This window comes from Fodinibius sp. Rm-B-1B1-1 (genome assembly GCF_038594945.1).
Taxonomy (GTDB): Bacteria; Bacteroidota; Rhodothermia; order Balneolales; family Balneolaceae; genus Fodinibius; species Fodinibius alkaliphilus.
On record NZ_JBCFYD010000003.1, the window covers coordinates 1 to 18241 of the forward strand.

Genomic DNA, 18241 nt, shown 5'->3' on the forward strand with positions numbered 1-18241 from the left:
CCCCGCCGTGGTGCTTGGCCATTACGGTCGTAATCGCCGCCGTCGTGGTCGTCTTCCCGTGGTCTACGTGACCTATCGTTCCTATGTTTACATGTGGCTTATCTCGCTGAAATGTCTCTTTTGCCATAATACTATTGATTAATGATGTTTAAGATCTTTCTTCCAATATTTCTTTTTCTACATTGTCAGGGACAATTTTAAACTCAGCAAATTCCATCGTAGAAGTTGCGCGTCCCTGCGTCATTGATCGGAGATCTGTCGTATATCCAAACATTTCAGACAGGGGTACCTTTGCTCTAACAACAGAACCTTCTTTGTTGTTATCCATTTTCCCAATAATACCTCTGCGTCCATTTAGATCGCCAATCACATCGCCCATAAAATCTTCCGGAGTAATCACTTCAACATCCATAACAGGTTCCAGAATTTTAGGGGATGCTTTTCTTGCTGAGTTTCTAAACGCCAACTTAGCACAAAGCTCAAAACTAACCTGGTCAGAATCCACATCGTGGTAAGACCCGTCAAACAAACGAACTCCAATATCCTCAACCGGATAATCGGCCTGAATACCAGAACGCATGGCCTCTTTAAATCCTTTCTCAACAGAGGGAATAAATTCCGTTGGGATATTACCACCTTTTATCTCATTGATGAACTTAAACCCTTCCTCTTCATCAACAGATACATTGTTATCTTCTTCATCAAACTCTTCAAAATTCTCAAGTGGACCGATTTCGAATTCCATATCGGCAAACTTACCACGCCCACCAGATTGCTTCTTATATGTCTCTCGGTGCGTTACATTTGAAGTAATTGTTTCGCGGTAAGATACCTGCGGAGCTCCAACATTCGCCTCCACCTTAAACTCACGCTTCAGGCGATCAACAATAATTTCCAAGTGAAGCTCACCCATTCCGGCAATCACAGTCTGACCAGTTTCCTCGTCAGTATTAACCTGGAAGGTTGGATCTTCTTCTGCAAGCTTAATCAGTCCCGTAGTCAGCTTTTCAGCGTCGGCTTTCGACTTTGGCTCAACAGCCAACTTAATTACCGGTTCTGGGAATGTAATTTCTTCAAGGAGTATAGGATTATCGACATCACAGAACGAATCTCCTGTTCTAACTTCTTTAACCCCAACAGCCGCAGCAATATCACCTGCCCGAACGATTTCGAGATCTTTCTTCTCATTTGCATGCATCTCGAGAATACGACCAACACGCTCCTTCTCACCGGTTGTCGCATTATAGATATAAGATCCCTTCTCAAGCTCTCCGGAATAAACACGGAAGAACGTCAACTTACCAACGTAAGGATCAGTCATAATCTTGAAAGCGAGTGCAGAAAATGGCTCCTGAACACTTGGCTTTCGTTCTAACTTCTTATCATGATCTTTAGGATCCTTACCTTGAATTGGAGGAATGTCGTAAGGACTTGGCAAATACTTAATTACTTTATCAAGAACGGTCTGAACACCTTTATTCTTAAGAGCAGAACCGCACATTACAACTGTGATATCTCTACTCAGAGTAGCCTCACGAAGAGCATCTTCAATTTCTTCTTCACTGATCTCCTCCTCCATCAAATACTTTTCCATCAATGTATCATTATGATCGGCAATAGACTCGATCATAACCTTGCGATACTCATTAGCCTTCTCTTGGAGCTCTTCTGGGATTTCGATCTCATCATACTCCATTCCCAGTGTCTCCTCATCCCAAATAATTCCCTTCATCTTAATAAGGTCAACAACACCACGGAAAGTATCCTCAACACCAATTGGAATCTGAATTGGAATAGGATTAGCATGCAACTTGTCGCGCATTTCTTCAACAACATTGAAGAAATCAGCGCCAACACGGTCCATCTTATTAACAAACGCCATGCGCGGCACATCATACTTGTTAGCTTGCCGCCAAACTGTTTCAGATTGTGGCTGAACAGCGCCAACTGAATCAAAGACACCGATCATACCGTCGAGAACACGAAGCGAACGCTCTACCTCAACAGTAAAGTCAACGTGACCGGGCGTATCAATAATGTTAATGCGATGATCTTTCCAGATGCAGTGCGTAGCAGCAGAAGTAATTGTAATACCCCGCTCCTTCTCCTGATCCATCCAGTCCATCTGGGATGCACCATCATGCGTTTCACCAATGCGATGCGTAATCCCCGTATAATAAAGGATACGCTCCGTCATCGTCGTTTTACCAGCATCTACGTGTGCCGCAATACCAATATTACGGGTCCGCTTGATGCGGTCTACAATTTTTGGATCTGTTTGTGTCTTCGTCTCAGCCATTATAAATCAGTATCGTAAAACGTTAAAATCTAAAGTGTGCATATGCTTTGTTCGCCTCAGCCATGCGATGAACTTCATCCTTCTTTCGTACTGCACCGCCTTCATTATTAGAGGCATCCAACAACTCTCGAGACAATCGTCGAGCCATTGACTTATCATTACGCCCCTTACTGGCCGTAATTAACCAGCGCATTCCAAGAGCAGTACCCCGATCGGGACGAACCTCGACAGGTACCTGGTAGGTAGACCCACCCACTCGTCGTGCGCGAACTTCAACAACTGGCGTAACATTACTAAGGGCTTCCTTAAAAACCTCCATACCCTCTTCGCCAGTTTCTTCTTCAATTATTTCAAAAGCCTGATAAAGAATCTTTCGGGCAACATTCTTTTTGCCGTCTCTCATCAGATTATTAACGAAGCGCGTAATCAGCTTATCACCAAATACCGGATCTGGCTGCACATCGCGCTTATCTGCTGTCTTTCTTCTCATACTCTTATCAGTTTAATTCCTACTCAACAAATTTCTAATTTGGCTTCTTAGTACCGTACAGACTTCGACCCTGCTTACGATCTTCAACACCAGCAGTATCGAGAGTTCCCCGCACAATATGATAACGAACACCGGGCAAGTCTTTAACACGACCGCCACGAACGAGCACAATACTGTGCTCTTGCAAGTTGTGTCCCTCACCAGGAATATATGCAGTTACCTCATATCCATTAGTTAAACGCACACGAGCAACTTTACGCAAAGCCGAATTTGGCTTTTTGGGCGTAGTAGTATAAACTCGAACGCAAACTCCGCGTTTTTGCGGACAATTTTCTAAGGCAGGAGCCGTAGTTTTACTCGGCTTGCTTTTTCTACCTTTACGAATAAGTTGTTGTATAGTAGGCACGATTTATAAACGCTTAGTTGATTTTGGGTCAAACAAGAGTTGCCAATGATAAGGATTTCGGTACCAACAATGCAAGAAATAATTCTAAATAATTTCTTTTTTTCTCTACTGGTACTCTTAAGTTTACTTTTGTCCATCAAAGTAGCTCTAAAGAGCCTAAATTAGTAGTATAAAGTAATATATCAGTATATCTATTTTGAAATTAGTCGATCTTCCAAACCTGAGCACAAAACGATTAAAAGCGCTATCTGAGAGTGGAATTGATAGTCTGCTCGATCTGCTAAACTGGTTTCCTCACCGCTATTTAGACCGTACTACTGTACTTCCTATACGCCAGGTGCGGGGACAAGGTGAAGAAGTTACTGTTGTGGGGCGCATCAAGAAAATACAGCAACAGGGTCGCGGCAAAAAGAAACGTCTTGAAGTCATTTTACAAGACGACACTGCATCCTTAAAAGGAGTATGGTTTAAGGGAGGCTACTATATAAAGAAGCAATTTTCTGAGGGCGATGCTATGGCTTTCTTCGGTAAAGCTAAAAAATACGGGCGCTATGTTTCCATAGCTCATCCGGAATGGGATAAAATTGATGATGCTTCTGATGTTAATAACCTTAAAAGGATTGTGCCTATTTATCCAGGTAATAAAGCTTTTTCGAAAAGGCGAATCACCAGCAAGATGATTCACCGGTGGCAAAAGATTATCCTCAAGCATGAAAAACCACCTGAATTTTTACCTGATAACATACGGAGAAAACATAATCTACCTGAACGGCACGAAGCTTACCGAATGATTCATTTTCCAGAATCTGAATCGGAATACAAAAAAGCCTTTAAGCGCTTTAAATTCGAGGAGCTGTTTCTGTTTGAGTTAAGTGTTGCAAATACCAAGCATGACATCATTGAAAGAAATGAAGGAGCCCTGTTTACAAAACTTAACCAGTATACGCAGCCCTTTTTCAATGAGCATTTACCCTTCGAGCTCACCGATGGACAAAAATCGGCGCTGGCAGATATCAAAAAGGATGTCCGATCGGGCAAGCAGATGAACCGACTTATCCAGGGTGATGTAGGATCAGGTAAAACAATTGTTGCTCTTGGAGCCATTTTGATGGCCCTCGACAATAGCTATCAGGCAGCCTTTATGGCTCCCACTGAAATTTTAGCTGAACAACACTACCGTACACTTTCAAACTTCCTTGACCCGTTGGATATAAATGTCCGCCTGTTAGTTGGAAATCAAAAAACAAGTCTTCGTACCGATATTCTTACAGACATTGCAGGAGGTAATTGCGATATCGTTGTTGGGACTCATGCTGTTATTCAAGATGAAGTTAACTTTAATAACCTGGGCTTAGCGGTCATCGATGAACAACACAGGTTTGGCGTAAAACAACGCGCCGAAATCCTTACCAAAGGCTCGCATCCCCATGTACTGGTAATGTCGGCCACTCCTATCCCCCGCTCTCTGGCGATGACCTTATATAGTGATCTGGATATTTCTGTGATTGAGGGACTTCCCGGCGGACGAAAACCCGTTAAAACGGCCGTCCGTCATCAAAGTAAGCATGATGACATATATAACTTTGTGGAACAAGAAATTCAGGACGGTGGCCAGGCTTATATCGTTTACCCACTGGTAGAAGAATCCGAGAAGATGGACCTCAAAGATGCTACCGCTGGTTATAAAAAACTCAAGAAACGCTTTTCAGATTTTGAGGTCGGATTGCTGCACGGACAAATGAAATCGGAGGAAAAAGATACGGTCATGCAGCAGTTTATTGATAACGAGATCCAAGTGCTGGTATCAACCACCGTCATTGAAGTGGGCGTTGATGTCCCCAATGCCAGCATCATGCTTGTGGAGCACGCAGAGCGGTTTGGACTCTCACAACTCCATCAACTTAGGGGACGCATTGGTCGCGGGCAACGTCAGAGCTATTGTATTTTGATTTACGGGCAAAAAGTTAGCAAAGAGGGACAATTCCGCCTGCGTAAGATGGCTCAAACCAACGACGGCTTTGAAATTGCCGAAGCGGACCTGGAACTCCGTGGGCCGGGTGACTTTCTGGGTACGAAGCAAAGCGGCCTTCCTGAATTTCGCGTCGCAGATATTGTTGAGGATCAATGGATTTTAGAACAGGCAAAGTCTATGGCTTGGGAGGTAATGAATGAAGACCCGGAATTGGAAAAACCGGAGCATCAAGAGCTAAAAAAAGTATTTATTCCATATTATAATGAGAAAAGTAGGTTTTATGGAATGGGCTAAACGCAAATGATGCATACACTTAGCCAAATTCCATTTGCTTAAATCATTCTTATTAATTAATTAGCTTAATATAAAAAGGACTCACCGTTGGCTCTAAGTTAGAATGCATAAGTATATACTACCCCCAGAAGAACTATCCCATTTTGTTAAAAGAATCTATGAAATAGACATCCCTCGTCCCAGTACTTTTGCTGAAAACCGGGTTATTCCCATGGGTATGGGAACCATTACTTTCGTACTTAAGGGGAATCCACGTATCAAAGGAGCAAATGGAATTCGCCCCTTCCCCAATCATGCTCTGGGGGGACAATACTTTCCTACTTTTTCTTTTGATAGTGATATTCCCTCCCTACACTATGGCATTGCCCTAAAACCTACCGCCACGTATAAACTCTTCAACATTTACTTGGCAGATATTCAAAATGATTTTATCTCATTTGATCAAGTGGTAGGCGAACAGGCTGACAAAATTCGTCAAAAACTTCTGAAGGCCACCACCACCGAGGATCGATTTGATCTGCTTACCGATTTTATGCTTCAACAACGACCAACTTCTACCAAATATACCCACCTTGATGTAGTTATCGATTACATTTACAAAAAGAAGGGAATGCTCAAAGTAAAAGAGCTCTGCAACAAAGAGGATGTTAGCAGGCGCTATCTCGAAAAGAAATTTAAAAAATTCATTGGCTTCACCCCTGGACAGTTTGTCCGACAAGTGCGCTTTAATTTTACTTGTGCCGCCCTTGCTGAAGGTGATAAACCAGTTAACGATATTTTAATGGCCTTTGGCTATCATGACCGATCCCACTTTATGAAAAAGTTCAAAAAGTACCATGGCGGTGATCTGAGCGTGCTCACCGACGATAAGGATAATCTGTTTAAAACAGTCTTTTCCCGAATTATGCGTAGCGACCAAGAAAATAGTTTTCATCCTTAATTTCTGATTCACAAATTCGCAGTTAATAATCAGTTATTATTCGTTTCACGGACCGCCGCTTACAATTAAGAAGGTCTGCCAAGCTTCTAAACTTAACAGACCTAATATCATAATCCCCATTGGCCTCTCCGTTACGGTGGGCACGTTCCCCATACTGGTTTATTAACCTCAGCAAGTCCGGCTCCCACAGAGAAATCAGTTGGTTCAGAATCAACATTGTCCACGCACCAACCGGTCAGATCCTGATTAAAATTCGTGGCATTGAGGAACATACTTTCCATAAAGTTACCTCCTGACCTGCTAACATCCCAGTTCCCTATATCTTGGTTAAAGGACTCAGCCCCTTCAAACATACCTACCATAAAATAAAGATTGCTAATATCCCATCTTCCTATATCAGCATTAAAAGAAATAGCATTTTTAAACATAGCCGCTGTTTTCTTTACACTGATCGTGTTCCAGCTACCAATATCTTGATTAAAGGATTCAGCATCTTCAAACATGCCAGACATATCTTCAACACTGCTAACATCCCAATCTCCTATATCAGCGTTAAAATCTGTAGCACCTTTAAATAGATCGCGCATTTCTGTTACATTACTGACATTCCAATCTCCAATCTCTTGATTAAAGGAGCTTGCACCGGAAAACATCATGACCAAAGTTGTAACATTGCTCACATCCCAACTTGTAATATCTCGATTAAACGCCGAAGCGTCCAGAAACATTTGCGACATAGACGCTACAGTGCTAACATCCCAGCCGCTGATCTCTCCATTAAAGTTACGTGAGCCAATAAACAATCTGTCCATGTTTACAACATTGCTCACATCCCAGTCTCCCAAGTCTTGATTAAAAGAAAGAGTAGCCTCAAACATACCAGACATATCTTCAACACTGCTGACATCCCAATCTCCTATATCAGCGTTAAAATCTGTAGCACCTCTAAACATATTGCTCATATCAGTCACCCTGCTTACATCCCAGTGATTAATATCGCCACTAAATGATGTTGCTCCTGCAAACAATGCTCTCATATCGGTTATACCACTTGTACAAGTAGTGGAGGCACTTGCAGGGGTAATCTGACTTTTACTGCGTTTGGTATAGGTCACCTCATTTACCGTACCCGTATCACCCACCTCGGCATCCGGGCATAAAATTGTAATGCCGTTATCTGCCAGGTAAAAAGGTAGGTCAAACTTAGCAACGATCGTTGTTTTCTCTCTAACCGTAATTCGGGCTGGGTTTTGCGTTCCGCTGAGATCGCCCTGCCATTCGGTAAATACCCAGCCGGCTGCGGTATCGGCAGCCAACTCTACAACGGTCCCATGGGTATACGTTTTGGCCTGCTGTACCACTTGTTCACTAACAGCCCCCTGACCAATGGTAAGAATGGTTAAGTCATATGATTTCTTTTCAAAAACCGCCGTTACGTTCTTGGGATTATTGACCGTAATTTGGGCCGGATTTCCTGTTCCCGTCAGATCTCCTTTCCACTCAACAAACCGGTAATTTTTGGCCGGAGTGGCAACCAGACTCACCACTGTGCCAGCTTCATATCCTTTGGCTTGCTTATTAATAGCTTCGCTCACAACCCCTTTTCCCTCGGTTTGAACTGCAAGATCATAATTTTTGAGCTCGAAGTTTGCTGTCAGCTTATACGCTTTATCAACAGTGAACGTCAGAGGATTATCTATAACTCCCAGATCCCCACTCCACCCAGTAAACACATAGTCTGAGTTGGCGCTGGCTATCAGTTCGATCTGCTCACCTTCGACATAGGTACTATCAGTTGAAGGTGATATTGTACCGCTGCCTGAAGGAGTGACGCTTACGCTTACATTATGAGTTGTTACTTTATCGGGCACCTTTTCAAAGACTGCCGTCACTTCTTTGGGATTATCCACCGTAACTTGAACTGGATTTTCCGTTCCCGTAAGATCTCCTTTCCACTTTACAAACTGATAATCTTCAGCCGGAGTAGCAATCAGCTCTACCACTGTATTGTGCTCATATTCCTTCGCTTGCTGTTTAAGAACTTCACTAACGACGCCCTTTCCCTCCGTTTGAACTGCAAGATCATAGTTTTTGAGTTCAAAGTTTGCTGTAAGATCATACCCCCTATCTATCCTTAGATCCAGAGGATTATCTGCAACTCCCATATCGCCACTCCACCGGGTAAAGACGTAGTCACCATTTGCATTGGCCAGCAGCTGGATCTGTTCACCTTCGGAATAAGTACTGTCAAAAGAGGGCGAAATTGTACCCGCGTCGGAAGGTGTAACATCCAGAGTTACCTGATAGATTGCTTCATTTGTAGGCTCGTTGGCATTTCCAGGCCCAGTGCTGTTACCGCCGCAAGCGGCCATTAGTAAAGTTACAGTAGCAAGAGTGACAAAAAGAAGTAGTCGGTTTCGATGGTGGATCATAGTTCAGAACTCAGTATTGCGGATGAAAATTTTATTCGCCGCAATAAAAACAAGTTTTATATACACTCGAAGTAAAAACACGAACGACTCTTGCCAACCACCATTTGTAGTTACTAAATATTCATTTTTCAATGTCATCAAACTCACAAATAATGAGTAACTAATACGGATTTCCCATTCATCCCTATCCCGTTCGCATTTTTACTTCGTGGTTAACTGCAGAGTTGTTTTATTGGCCTCAACACGTATTCAGCGTTGGCTCCCGATGCTTTGTATCGGGCATAGCTTTTAGTAACCAGTAACTTCTCTATTTCATACACCATCATGCATCTATCATTCGACCGCCCTTTCTGGGCTCTTCTATTTGTCATAGGTATTGCAATCACCATCGCTTCTTGCGGAGGTAGCAGCTCCGGTCCCGATATCAACAAACTGAAAATAGTTAGTGTCGTTCCCGACAGTGGGATGGTAGGCGACTCAGTTACAATCAAGGGTAGCGGTGGTTTTGCGAGCCGGCTATCAGATAATATTCTGACCTTCAATGGCACGCCTGCTACTGTGCTCAGTACCACACCTGATCAGCTGATCACCAAAGTCCCCGGAGGGGCCACCAGCGGACGACTTACCTTGGAGGTAAATGATCAAACCGTCAAAGGTCCGCATTTTAAGGTTCTTGGCTTCACCCCTGCCATTACTGGCGTTTCTCCAGTCAAGGCTACACCGGGAACTGAGGTTCGAATTAAAGGAACGCATTTCCTAAGCGGAAGTGCATCCACAAATAAAACGCCCAATGATCTGCTTCCCGACAATAAGCAGACAAAAGAGCCATTAGCCAAAAATAAAACAAATAATGCTGCTTCATTAAGTGCTCCCGGTGCTAAACGGCCTGGAATCGGGATGCCATCTCCCAGGTCTGATATCCCACAGAACAAAAATACATCAAAATTAAAAGTATCAGCTGCACAAAATAAGGCTAACGCTACGATTACAACCACTAATGCAGATGCTATTTCCATAACTTTCGGAGGCCAACAAGCCCCGGTGCATAGTGCCACTGATACCCTGCTTATTACCGAGGTCCCGGAAGGTGCTTCTGGCAATATCATTGAGGTAACCGTCGGGGAACAATCAATGGAATGGGATGCTTTTCAACTGCTTACTCCGCTCAACGTACTGAGCCTGTCACCTGAATCCGGGCCGGTAAGAACCTCCGTCACGGTTCAGGGAGAAGGTTTCCATACCACAGCCGACTCAAATATCGTTGCATTTAACAGCATTGAGGCTGAGGTGACTGCCGCAAGTCCAACGGAACTAAGCGTTGTGGTACCTCCCAAAGCTGAGAGTGGTGCTGTTACAGTCGAAGCCCATGGCCAGACGGCCCAGGGACCGACCTTTACCGTTACCGTACCTACAACCGATTTGTCCATCAGTGGCATTAGTCCTACCGGAGGACCCGCAGGGACTAATGTAACGATTACCGGTCAGGGCTTCAGTGCTACTCCCTCAGAGAATACCGTCAGCTTTGATGGCAGCCAAGCTACGGTAAGCGCCGCAACAACGGAAAAACTCACAGCCACCGTCCCCGATGGGGCAACAACCGGCCCTGTTTCGGTTACCATAGACAACGAGACCGTAAATGGCCCTACCTTTAATGTATCCACTAACAGTCCCCCAACATTTACGTCTCCAGCCTCCCTAAGCATCAAAGAAAATACTTCACTGGTTGATACGGTTGTTGCCAGTGATGTTGACGGCGATGCCCTAACCTTCAGCATCAGCGGTGGAGATGATCAGGACCTGTTTACAATTGATGAACAAACCGGAGTACTTGCCTTTAGCAGTATCCCTGATTACGAAAACCCGAGTGATATTAACGCTGACAACATTTATGAGCTGCAGATCAGCGCCAATGATGGCTCACTTTCTGCCAACCAGGGGGTCAGCATAACAGTCACAGATGTTAACGAAAACCAGTCGCCCTCTTTTACCAGTAGAGCCTCTTTCAACGTGAACGAGAACGCCACCGACATAGGAACGCTCACCGCCAACGATCCCGAAGGCGATGCTATTACCCTCAGCATCAGCGGGGGCACGGATCAGGATCTGTTCAACCTTGAAGAACAAAGCGGGGAGCTTTCGTTCAAAACCGCTCCCGACCATGAGGACCCGACCGATGCCGACAATGATAATATTTATGAGTTACAGGTTGAAGCTGCTGACAATAACGGGAGCACATCCCAGGATATTACCGTGGACGTGCAAAACTTGAATGACAACTCACCGTATATTACACAATCCACCTATGAGATAGAAGAAAACAAAACTGAGATCGGGACCATTGTTGCCACCGACCCCGACGGTGATGCGTTAACGTTCGAGCTAAACGGCGGCGTTGACGAAGACGCTTTTACTCTTGATACCCAAACCGGAGCTCTAAGTTTTAAGTATCCCCGCGACTACGAACAACCTACTGACGGCCAGCAGATTGGTTATCCCACCGACAATGAATATGAGGTCAATATTGGTGTTAGGGATGATGAAAATATAACTTTTGAGAGCCTCACCGTTGTCGTCAAAAATGTGGCCGAGCCGGTTGAAATTGTGCGCGGATCAATACAAAACCAGTACCAGACTGAACAAAGCAATGGCCAGTTTGTATTCGATCTGGTTCCCGACGGCTTTGATACGGGTAACAGCGCCATTTTGATCGTCTTGGACAACACCAAAGGCACAGCCCAAAGCGCCACCATTGGCGGCCCGGATGCCGGACTGTTTATGGTCGAAGGTATCTTAACAGCCCCTGATCGTATTCAAATCAGCGGCCCGGTACTCGACTACGACCACAGCGCCGACGGTACGCCCCATCAGTACCAGTTTACCGTAACCACCACCTCAACAGAGGGTGCCACCGAGGCCCCACAAACGTTTGTAATCCCCATCACTCCCTTTAGTGGAGGCAGCGGCACGGCATCAGACCCGTATCTTGTTTCTACCTTAGAACAACTACAGGCTGTAGATATGTTCAGGAATGCTCATTTCAGGCAAACCCGAAACATCGACGCTTCAGCAACAGCCAGTTGGAATAGCGGCGAAGGATTTAAGCCAATAGCTACGCAAAACAACCCATTCACAGGAAGTTATGACGGGGCTGGTTTTACCATATCTGGACTTACAATGAATCTGAAAAATTCTGAAAGATATCTCGCATTTATTGAAGTTCTCGGGGCCGGAGCAGATATCACTAATATACATTTGGAAACAGCCAGTTATGATATCTCTGCTGGTGCTATACTTGTAGGTCTTAACAAGGGAACTATCATAAATAGCTCGGTATCGGGTTCCATTAAAGGTTGGCAAGGAGGTGGCTTAGTATACCTCAACGAGGGCACAATCGAAGACTCACACTCTGAAGCAACAGTAGACATGTCCTCCGGTGGTCTTTTTTATGTGATTGGAGGTTTAGTAGGCAGAAATGATGGTACGGCAATCATCCGTAATTCTTATAGCACAGGTGACGTTACAGGGAATGCTATGACCGGAGGATTGGTCGGCTGGAATTTAGGAGGGACCATTACACATTCCTATGCCGAAGGTACTGTTACCGGTGATGGGGTTAACCATGGCGGCTTAGTTGGAGTCAATGATAGTGGCGGCGAAATAAAATACAGCCATGCTAAGGGTGATGTCGGAGGACGTGATGCGGGCGATCCGGGTGGATTGGTGTCCCGCAATAATAGTCTCATCCAAGAATCATACGCCTATGGTTTTGTCACAACTGCGAGTATCGGTGGCGGGTTAGTAGCAAAGAATGACAAAGATGGAATTATCCGTAATAGCTTTGCCATCGGGGATCTTGAATCGCTATCTGGTGACTATTTTGAGGTTACTTTAGGCGGCTTGGTTGGTGAAAATAGAGGAGAAATTACCGGGTCCTGGACCATTGGAGATATGACTTCTTACAGCAGTGACCAATCCGGGGCTTTGGTAGGTTTTAATGATCCAACACTTGGCACGATCAATAACAGCTATTTTAATAAATCAGTAGGCATTCCAACATCTGATGGCGGAAGGGGATTGACCAGTACTGAAATTACGGGCTCAAATGCACCATTAAATATGAATTTTGATTTTGACACTATATGGAAGCAAGGGGAAGAATCGAACTACTATCCCACCCTACGCAATAATCCTGTAGATGGCGTTTTAGTAGAACCAAGTCTGTGATCTTCACATATATTAAAAAAGGTGTTGCACGCTATGATCAACAGCAAGCGGTGGGATGGAATGAGCCATCTTCACCGGTTGGTCATATTTCACACTCTTTTCAACTGCTAAAACAATTTATTAGACGTTTTTGGCCAAAAGAAAAAAGCCTGGGGACAGCTCTTCAGTAAAGAGATCTCCCCTAAATAAAAAGCCCGTATTTAGGATTAACGCTACCCTCTACTGATCTACTTATCACCATCCCTACTATTCGATGTGTCCGACATTCCAATACCAGGAGCTACGACATTAGTATGTCTGGGGGCATGACATTACAATGTCAGTGAGTAAGACATTAGTATGTCACAGGGGCTGACATTAGTATGTCGGTGGATAAGACATTGCAATGTCGGAGATATTGTCCCCACTACTTATGGCAGATAAAGCATGAACCTCGCATCAGGATATGGTAATAGCGGCCGAAAGAGCTCCACGCCGCCGTTCGGTGGTACGCCTGATTACAGATCGCACTTCGAGGCTATATTTTCCGGTGGAGAGATTATCGGGCACAACAAACAGCAACAAGCTCGGCCAATTCTTTAACACCTGCTCTACCCTACTCTCGGTGCCATCGGATGCGATCAAAAAGATCCCCTGATTGTTATCATCGTGGTCGTATTTGAGCAAAGTGCCATTCAGTTCGGCACTACCTCCCGGGGTAAGCTCACTATTAATGCTGTCGGTTGTAAAATCCTTTAGCCTCTTGGGCTGTGGATGCCGCTCCCGGCCGGGTACCTTTTGGGTCGTGGTTTCAGCAATGGCTTTTTGCAAGCGTGGTCCTGCCTGAACGTTTATATTGATCTGATGCCGCCCCTCATCAAAATAATCTTCCTTGTCGGTAAAGACTCCGGCAATCGAAGAGGAAATATTCATCAGCGAGGTATTTACGCGATCCCCCTCGGCGACAAACTTAGCAATACAGGCTTCATATTCTTCGATTACAGCCAGGGCCTCAGCTTTTGTAATCGTGCTTCCGCGACTGATAATCTCATCAATAATATCTTCTTTCGTCCGTCCGGTTCTGTTTTGCACCATTGCCCGCTGGTCTTCGTCACCGGACGTTAAGGGATTTGGAAAAAGAGCGTATTGAATAGCCATAGTGGTCTGCTTTAAGGGTAGAGTTTAATCGTTATCTATATTAGATAGACCGTCCAAATACGCTATCCTTACAACAATAATCCCACAATTTCGGCAATAAGCCATCCAATGAATAAAATAATACCGATAAGAATAGCGATGAACTGCACCACTACGAACCATATCCACAGGCGGCTTTCGGTGGTGGTTTTATCGGGATTTTTTTGGAGCTCATCTAAAATGTGAGCATTGCGCAGGTTTGCTTTCCAATAAACATCAAAAGCTTCGCCCAGCACCGGTATGGACCCAATAAGCACATCCAAGAGGATATTAATAAACATGCGTGTCAACACAGAGGCTTTGGCCTGTTGGAGTGCGGCTTTGATTAAAAAATACAGGGAAATGCCCCCGGCTAATACATCCCCTGCCCCGGGAATAAGTCCCACGATGGGGTCAATCCCAAAACGAATATTGGTTCCGGGAATACGGAATTTGCTATCGAGTAGTTTAGCGAATTCTTTGGTGGGTGTTTGTTGGTTCTTTTTCATACAATAATTTTTTATTGGGATATAAACCTCAATAGTTCGAGTATCCGCCCAGACTAAAACTATCCGATTGCGTTATTATGCACAAGCCGACGCTTGCACTGTTGGCATACACAAACCCGTAACCCTATAGATTATTACTTGACTTTATATTATAAAGTACTTTATATAAAAATAGAATTTAACTAAATATCCTGTGACTATGACAAGCAAAGAACAACCACTTAGCAAAAAGCAAAGTCTCGGTATTATTAACGAGATGATTCAACGCGCAAAAGGTGAATTTAAAGAAAGCGCTTTTTACTTCTTATTGTGGGGATGGGTGATTATCGCAGGAAGCATAAGCCATTTTGTACTTCTCCAATACAGCTCTTTTCCTCATCCAGAATGGGCATGGGCAATCATTATCATTGGTATTGTTGCATCATTTACTAAAGGAATCCGGGATAAGGAATTAAGCGGAGCAACTACTTATTCCAGCCACATTCATACAACTGTTTGGACTGTGTTTATGATCAACTATTTCATTGTGCTGTTCTTCATCAGTGAAATTAACTCCTATATCACACCGTTAATTTTAATAATGGCAGCCAGTTCCACCTATCTCAGCGGAGCAATCATTAAGTTCAGACCTCTAAAATGGGGGGCAGGATTTATCTGGCTAATGGGCGTTCTCAGTTTTATGATATCTCTACCTCACCAGTTACTTACGGCAGCAGCTGCAGTTTTTGTTGGCTATTTGGTTCCTGGATACATCCTCAAAAATAATGAAGAATAATCATGGGCTATGATGACCTAAATCCACTACTGCACTCACAGCTTAGGCTGGCTATTATGTCGCTATTAATAAGTGTGGAAAAAGCTGATTACAAGTTCATTAAAAGAGAAACCGAAGCCAGCGCAGGTAATATAAGTGTTCAGATGAGCAAACTTGAGGAGGCAGGCTATATTGAAATCAAAAAATCTTTTAAAAACAAAAAACCTAACACTTCATACTCCATTACTGAAACGGGAATAGAAGCATTCGAAGAGTATGTCAACACTCTGCAACAATATCTTGATGTAACAAACAACAACTGATTAAAGGTATCATGGATAGCCTCGTACATAACTGGACCGGCGCCATACATCTGGCCTCATCAATTATTGCGCTTATTACCGGAACACTAATTTTAGCAATGCGCAAAGGCACTGCTATCCACAAAAAGGTTGGATATCTCTATGTTACAGCTATGACCATTGTGGTTGCAACCGCCTTCCTGATCTACCGGTTGTTTAACGGTTTTGGAATCTTCCACATTGCTGCTATAGTCAGCGGGCTTACGCTGGCTGGCGGCATGATCCCGGTCGTACTTAAAAAACCAGACAGCTGGGCTCCTCTACACTTCAGTTTCATGTACTGGTCGGTAATGGGACTATATGCCGCATTTGTTGCTGAAGTACTGGTGCGTTTACCCCAAAGCCCTTTTTTCGGTATGGTCGGGGTTGGTACCAGTATTGTGATGCTGCTCGGTGGGAGCTGGTTTTATTATCGCAAGGAATACTGGCATGACCAATTTGCCAACACCTAATTATGCGAACTCTTTATTCTTCTTCGCTCGCTTACGCTCGTTGAAGTCAAGATACTTTTTGCGGATACGTAAACTTTCAGGTGTCACTTCCAGCAATTCATCATCGTCAATAAATTCGATGCATTGCTCAAGGCTCATGTCTTTGGCAGGAGCAATTTTAACTTCATCTGCACTTTGTGTAGCTCGGTGGTTCGTCAGATTCTTTTTCTTCACAACATTAACTACCAAGTCATCCGATCGATTGTTAATACCCACAACTTGCCCTTCGTACACCTTATCGCCGGGCTCTACTAAAAACACGCCACGGTCTTGCAAACCTTCAAGCGAATAACTGGTTACTTCTCCTTTTTCGAGAGCAATGAGTGTACCGCTGTTACGGCCCGGAATTTTACCGGCATAAGGCTCATACGCATCAAACTGCTGGTGCATAATCCCTGTACCTCGTGTTTCGGTCAACATTTCGCCACGAAAGCCAATGAGTCCACGAGAAGGAACCTTAAAAGTAAGGCGGTTATTTTCGCCTTCCTGCGTCATCGACGTCATAATTCCTTTACGCTTCTGCAGGTTATCAATCACGCGGTTGCTGTAATCCTGATGCACATCCACAACGACTTCCTCAAACGGTTCGTGACGTTGACCGTCAATTTCTTTAAACAGCACCTCGGGACGCGATACTGCAAACTCATACCCCTCTCGACGCATCGTCTCCGTAAGAATTGCAAGTTGCAGCTCCCCACGTCCCGATACTTTATAGATATCCGGATTATCGGTCTGTTCAACTTCAATAGATACGTTTGTACGAATCTCGCGCATCAGGCGATCCTTAATCTGGTTGGAGGTTACATAATCTCCTTCCAACCCTGCAAAAGGTGAATCATTCACCCGAAAAAACATCGCCATGGTAGGCTGATCAATATCAGGATACTCAATAGCCGTCATATCAGTTGTAGCCGTAAGCGTATCACCGATATCTACTTGTTCATACCCAGCCAGGGCAAAAATATCTCCGGCCTCAGCTTTTTCGACAGGCTCACGTTTCAATCCAGTGAATGTAAACAGCTTTGTTGCTCGCGCTTTCTCTTTAAGCTCTCCGTCACGATTCAACAGCGCAATCTGCTGCCCCTGCTCAATAGTTCCCTGCTCTACGCGGCCAATAGCAATACGTCCCACATAATCATTCCAGTCGATACTGCTCACCAACATCTTAAACGGTGCATCCAGTTCTTGCTCAGGTGCCGGAATGGTTTCGATAATCTGATCAAAAAGCGGACTTAAATCCTCGTTGTCATCTTCAAGCTCGTTCTTGGCAATTCCATTAATGCCCTCGGCATAGATAATAGGAAAGTCAAGCTGCTCATTCGTTGCATCCAGCATTACAAAGAGATCAAAAATCTCGTTAAGTACTTCATCGGGACGAGCATCCTTGCGATCAATCTTGTTGATTACCACAATAGGCTCATAACCCAGCTGCAGCGACTTGCGGAGAACAAATTTAGTCTGCGGCAGCGGACCTTCGGCAGCATCTACTAAGATAATTACGCCATTAACCATTTTAAGGATACGTTCTACTTCTCCACCAAAATCAGCGTGCCCGGGCGTATCCACAATATTAATCTTGGTATCACCCCATTTAACAGCAGTATTCTTAGAACTAATGGTAATACCTTTTTCCTTCTCTAAATCACCCGAGTCCATAACCCGCTCAGCCACTTCTTCATGCTCGTGAAACGTCCCGCTCTGCTTCAACATTTCGTCAACCAGTGTGGTCTTTCCGTGATCAACGTGAGCAATTATTGCAATATTTCTGATATCCTTGTACATAAAATGGTATTGATTAAAATCTGATCGGATGCTTTGGGATTTGTATAAGAACTTATGTCATCCTAAAACAAATTCAGAATCTAAGCCTGCTTTAGGCTCTGAAACAAGTTCAGCATGACAAAGAATTACGT

14 protein-coding genes are annotated in these 18241 nt (G+C 44.2%); 6 read left to right on the forward strand and 8 right to left on the reverse strand.

What is annotated here, in order from left to right; translation table 11 throughout:
* From AAFH98_RS14215 to rpsL, 4 genes are all read right to left on the reverse strand, one after another.
* The coding region (locus AAFH98_RS14215) for a GTP-binding protein (protein WP_342522055.1) at positions 1-127 on the reverse strand (127 nt) is incomplete at its 3' end.
* A 21-nt stretch (positions 128-148) separates the two neighbouring features.
* Complete coding sequence (gene fusA, locus AAFH98_RS14220; RefSeq protein ID WP_342523471.1) at positions 149-2299, reverse strand: elongation factor G; 2151 nt, start codon at positions 2297-2299, stop codon at positions 149-151.
* A 22-nt stretch (positions 2300-2321) separates the two neighbouring features.
* Complete coding sequence (rpsG, locus tag AAFH98_RS14225; protein WP_342523473.1) at positions 2322-2789, reverse strand: 30S ribosomal protein S7; 468 nt, start codon at positions 2787-2789, stop codon at positions 2322-2324.
* A 34-nt stretch (positions 2790-2823) separates the two neighbouring features.
* Complete coding sequence (gene rpsL / locus AAFH98_RS14230) at positions 2824-3195, reverse strand: 30S ribosomal protein S12 (RefSeq protein ID WP_095607485.1); 372 nt, start codon at positions 3193-3195, stop codon at positions 2824-2826.
* Positions 3196-3391: 196 nt separating this feature from the next.
* Between rpsL and recG the strand changes: the two genes are divergently transcribed.
* Positions 3392-5461 carry an ATP-dependent DNA helicase RecG gene (gene recG / locus AAFH98_RS14235; protein ID WP_342523474.1) on the forward strand — a complete coding sequence of 690 codons (2070 nt, stop codon included), beginning with the start codon at positions 3392-3394 and terminating at the stop codon, positions 5459-5461.
* Between the two features lie 103 nt (positions 5462-5564).
* Positions 5565-6401, forward strand: a complete 837-nt coding sequence (locus AAFH98_RS14240; protein ID WP_342523475.1) for an AraC family transcriptional regulator — start codon at positions 5565-5567, stop codon at positions 6399-6401.
* A 131-nt stretch (positions 6402-6532) separates the two neighbouring features.
* Here the strand turns inward: AAFH98_RS14240 and AAFH98_RS14245 are convergent, their stop codons facing one another.
* Positions 6533-8833 (reverse strand): BspA family leucine-rich repeat surface protein, encoded by a 2301-nt coding sequence (locus tag AAFH98_RS14245; protein ID WP_342523477.1) that lies wholly within the window; start codon positions 8831-8833, stop codon positions 6533-6535.
* Between the two features lie 324 nt (positions 8834-9157).
* Between AAFH98_RS14245 and AAFH98_RS14250 the strand changes: the two genes are divergently transcribed.
* Positions 9158-13057, forward strand: coding sequence for an IPT/TIG domain-containing protein (locus AAFH98_RS14250; protein ID WP_342523478.1), 3900 nt, complete (start codon positions 9158-9160; stop codon positions 13055-13057).
* A gap of 438 nt (positions 13058-13495) precedes the next feature.
* Here the strand turns inward: AAFH98_RS14250 and AAFH98_RS14255 are convergent, their stop codons facing one another.
* Complete coding sequence (locus AAFH98_RS14255) at positions 13496-14194, reverse strand: DNA-binding domain-containing protein (protein ID WP_342523480.1); 699 nt, start codon at positions 14192-14194, stop codon at positions 13496-13498.
* Between the two features lie 68 nt (positions 14195-14262).
* A complete protein-coding gene (locus AAFH98_RS14260) occupies positions 14263-14721 on the reverse strand; it encodes a DUF4112 domain-containing protein (protein ID WP_342523482.1) in 459 nt (152 codons plus the stop codon).
* A 199-nt stretch (positions 14722-14920) separates the two neighbouring features.
* On the opposite strand from AAFH98_RS14260, the gene AAFH98_RS14265 reads away from it, so the two are divergent.
* From AAFH98_RS14265 to AAFH98_RS14275, 3 genes are read left to right on the forward strand one after another with little or no spacing between them, the layout of a single operon-like run.
* On the forward strand, positions 14921-15496 hold the full coding sequence (locus AAFH98_RS14265; protein ID WP_342523483.1) for a hypothetical protein: 576 nt from the start codon (positions 14921-14923) through the stop codon (positions 15494-15496).
* Between the two features lie 2 nt (positions 15497-15498).
* A complete protein-coding gene (locus AAFH98_RS14270; protein ID WP_342523484.1) occupies positions 15499-15798 on the forward strand; it encodes a winged helix-turn-helix domain-containing protein in 300 nt (99 codons plus the stop codon).
* Positions 15799-15809: 11 nt separating this feature from the next.
* Positions 15810-16289, forward strand: a complete 480-nt coding sequence (locus AAFH98_RS14275) for a DUF2306 domain-containing protein (protein ID WP_342523485.1) — start codon at positions 15810-15812, stop codon at positions 16287-16289.
* Here the strand turns inward: AAFH98_RS14275 and typA are convergent, their stop codons facing one another.
* Positions 16290-18110, reverse strand: coding sequence for a translational GTPase TypA (gene typA, locus AAFH98_RS14280; protein WP_342523486.1), 1821 nt, complete (start codon positions 18108-18110; stop codon positions 16290-16292).
* Positions 18111-18241 lie beyond the last annotated feature (131 nt).